This is a genomic window from Arthrobacter sp. AL05, from assembly GCF_029960715.1.
In the GTDB taxonomy this organism is placed as follows: Bacteria; Actinomycetota; Actinomycetes; order Actinomycetales; family Micrococcaceae; genus Arthrobacter.
Genome location: NZ_JASBRC010000043.1, coordinates 1 through 3,367, shown reverse-complemented (window position 1 = coordinate 3,367; position 3,367 = coordinate 1). Strand labels below are relative to the sequence as shown.

The 3,367-nt window shown below is 65.9% G+C and carries 3 protein-coding genes; all 3 read left to right on the top strand.

All coding sequences use genetic code 11. The features are described 5' to 3' along the window. The first annotated feature begins 509 nt into the window (after positions 1 to 509). From QK287_RS18325 to QK287_RS18315, 3 genes are read left to right on the top strand one after another with little or no spacing between them, the layout of a single operon-like run. Positions 510 to 1,364 (top strand): tyrosine-type recombinase/integrase, encoded by an 855-nt coding sequence (locus tag QK287_RS18325; RefSeq protein ID WP_226774388.1) that lies wholly within the window; start codon positions 510 to 512, stop codon positions 1,362 to 1,364. After that, complete coding sequence (locus tag QK287_RS18320; protein ID WP_226774389.1) at positions 1,361 to 2,293, top strand: tyrosine-type recombinase/integrase; 933 nt, start codon at positions 1,361 to 1,363, stop codon at positions 2,291 to 2,293. The genes QK287_RS18325 and QK287_RS18320 overlap by 4 nt, the downstream gene beginning before the upstream one ends. Beyond that, positions 2,290 to 3,279, top strand: coding sequence for a tyrosine-type recombinase/integrase (locus QK287_RS18315; protein WP_282361121.1), 990 nt, complete (start codon positions 2,290 to 2,292; stop codon positions 3,277 to 3,279). Before QK287_RS18320 ends, QK287_RS18315 begins: the two co-directional genes overlap by 4 nt. The last annotated feature ends 88 nt before the right edge of the window (positions 3,280 to 3,367 follow it).

Below are 3,367 nucleotides of genomic sequence, written 5' to 3'. Positions count from 1 at the left end.
CTATGCCGAGCCCGTGACTATGCCGAGGCATTCGGTGGTGGCCGGTAAAGCCGTTGATGGTGCGGCGTTTCAGGCCGTGATGGACGTTCTCGTATCGGCATAGTCCCCGGGGGTGGAGCCTGTTCATGGGAGCAACCGTGCTTCCGTGAAGGAGGCGAAGTGCAGTGTCGGGAACGAGAAGGAAAGCTGGCCAGCTGTGGCCGCACGTCGAGGGTTACCGGGAGTGGTTGACGCGGCGGGGTTACACGCCGGGCACGGTCCGGAACATGTTGAAGGATTTAGGCCAGGTCGGGCTCTGGCTTTCTGCCGAGGGGCTCAACACTGAGGATCTGAACGAGGAACGCGCGGCCGAGTTCCAATCTGCCCGGCGAAACGCTGGCCGGAGCGGGAGCCCAGGTCCCCGTGCTCTGGTTCCGCTGATGAGCTACCTGCGGGAGTCGGGCGCCGTCCCCGTAAGAGCGCCTTTGGTGACACCGTTGGGTGCGCTTCTGGGCTCGTACCGGTCGTGGATGATCCAGGAGCGGGGGCTGGCGCTGACCACTGTGCTTCGTTATGAGAACACTGCCCGGCGCTTCCTTCAGGAGTCTTCTGTCGGTGGCGTGTTCGCTCCGGAGGCTCTGACCGGGGCGGACATCAATGCGTTCCTGCTGCGGGAATTCGCCCGGGTGTCTGCGGGGTCGGCGAAGGGACGGGTGGCCGAGCTGCGTTCGATCCTGCGCTTCCTCTATCTGCATGACATGACCGGGTTGAGTCTGGGTGCGTCGGTTCCTGCGGTGGGTGGATGGCGCTTCGCGGCTCTGCCCCCTGCCGGGTTGTCCGCGGCGGACGTGCAGCTTTTGCTCGACAGCGTTGACCGCAGCACGCTGGTTGGGGTCAGGGACTTCGCGATCGTGATGCTGGTGTCGCGGTTGGGGTTACGGTCCGTCGAGGTCGCACGCATGGAATTGCGGGACGTGGACTGGCGGTCCGGGGAACTCATGGTCCGGGGCAAAGCGCGCAGGCAAGACCGGTTGCCGTTGCCGGCCGAGGTCGGCGAAGCGCTGGTAGCCTACCTCTGCTCTGGTCGGAATCCTGCGGATGCCGTCCATGTATTCCTGACCTGCCGGGCACCCCGCGGGCCGATCCGCGCTGATCTGGTTGGCGATGTTGTCGAGCGGGCCTGCAAACGTGCAGGCCTGCCCGACGTCGGACCGCACGGGCTGAGGCACGCCCTGGCCGGTGAACTCCTCCGCCAGGGCGCCGGCCTGATGGCGATCAGCCAGGTCCTGCGCCATCAGGATCTGGCCACGACCGCCCTCTATGCCAAGGTTGATTTGGTCGCGCTGCGCCAGGTGGCCCAGCCGTGGCCGGGGCTTCTGCGGTGAGTGCGTTGGAGCAGGATCTCGCGGGTTACCTGCAACTGCGTCGTTCGCTCGGACACGAAATGGCCGAGGCCCGTTGGTTGCTGCCAGGCTTCGTGGCTTTTCTGGACACCCGCGGAGCGTCCACGGTGACCATAGAAGCGGCACTGGACTGGGCGCAGCAATCCCCGACAGGCCAGCCGACGACCGTGGGGCCGCGACGGATGACGGCAGCCCGCGGGTTCGCCCGCTACCTGACCGGCATTTACCCCGGCACGGAGATCCCGCCGCTGGGTCTGATGCCGCACCGGCAAAGATGGCGCCGACCGTTCATCTACTCCACAGCCGACATCGAGGCACTGATGAACCAGGCCCGCGTCTTGATCCGATCGCCGCTGCGGGCCGCGACCTACGAGACCCTGGTTGGCCTGCTGGCAGCGGGTGGTCTGCGGATCGGCGAGGCAATCAAGCTTGACCGCAGCGACATCGACTGGACCGGGAGCGTGCTGCTGATCCGCGAATCCAAATTCGGCAAATCCCGGCTGGTTCCACTCCACAGCACTGCCATGGAAGCACTGAGCGCCTACGCCCAACTCCGCGACGAGCTCGAACCCCGACCGAAGGAGCCAAGCTTCTTCGTGTCCCAGACGCACAAACGCCTCTGCTACGCGGCCGTATGCCCGACATTCCGGCATCTGGTCGATGCCGCCGGTATCGGGACCGGGGCACCCTCGGCTCCGCGGCTTCACGATCTCCGGCACACGTTCGCGGTCCGAACCCTGCTCGGCTGGTATCGCACCGGCGAGGACGTGCAGGCGAAACTCCCATGGCTATCGACCTACCTCGGCCACCGCGAACCGGCATCCACCTACTGGTATCTTTCGGCTGCGCCGGAACTGCTCGCCCTGGCCGCGGCACGCCAGAATACCGGCTGGACGGCGGTGCGATCATGACGCTGATCGCACCCACACTGCAGATGTTCTTCACCGACCGGCTCACCCAACAGCGCCAAGCCAGCCCGCGGACCATCGCCGCCTACCGCGACGCCCTGAAGCTGCTCCTGGAGTTCATCCACGCACGGACCGGCAAGTCGCCATCACAACTGGACTGGGACGACCTGAACGCGACCACAATCTCAGGATTCCTTACCCACTTGGAGAATGAACGGCACAACAGCGTCAGAACCCGCAACGTCCGCCTGACAGCCATCCGCTCACTTTTCTCCTACGCCGCGTTGCGTCATCCCGAGCATGCGCTGCTGATCCAGCGTGTCCTCGCCATCCCGCCGAAGCGGTTCGACAAGCGCACAGTGACATTCCTGACCGCACCCGAGATCGACGCCCTCGTCGCGGCCCCGGACCAGTCCAGATGGGAAGGACGGCGCGACAGGGCCCTGATGCTCCTCGCCATCCAGACCGGACTGCGGGTCTCCGAACTCACAGGCCTGAACTGCACCGATGTCACGCTGGGCGCCGGCGCGAACGTCCGATGCGAAGGCAAAGGACGCAAACAACGCGCCGTTCCAATCACCACTCCCGTCGAAGGACTGCTGCGTTCCTGGCTGGCCGAACGAGCCGGAAAACCCCACGAGCCAGTGTTCCCGACCCGCACCGGGCGGCGGCTCAGCCGCGACGCCGTCGCGCTGCGGGTCAGCACCCACGCAGCGACCGCTGCCCGAACATGTCCGTCGCTATCGGGCAAGAAAATCCACCCTCACGTGTTTCGTCACAGCTGCGCGATGACCTTGCTCCAAGCCGGGGTCGACACCTCGGTGATCGCCCTCTGGCTCGGCCACGCCGGAGTCCGTTCCACCGACGCCTACGTCCACGCCGACATCACCATCAAGGAGAAAGCCCTCGCCCTCACCACCCCGGCATCCGCCAGCCCTGGCCGATACCACCCACCAGACAAGATCCTCGCGTTCCTCGAGAGCCTGTAACTATGCCGACCCGCGACCGGCCCGGACCCCGCACACCAGCCCGACCTGGCGGACACCTCGGCATAGTCGCGGGCTCGGCATAGATCGA

Excerpts from the sequence above, each read along its gene's own strand:
- QK287_RS18315 (WP_282361121.1), top strand. The coding sequence starts at position 2,290 with ATGACGCTGATCGCACCCACACTGCAGATGTTCTTCACCGACCGGCTC.
- QK287_RS18325 (WP_226774388.1), top strand. The coding sequence starts at position 510 with ATGATCCAGGAGCGGGGGCTGGCGCTGACCACTGTGCTTCGTTATGAG.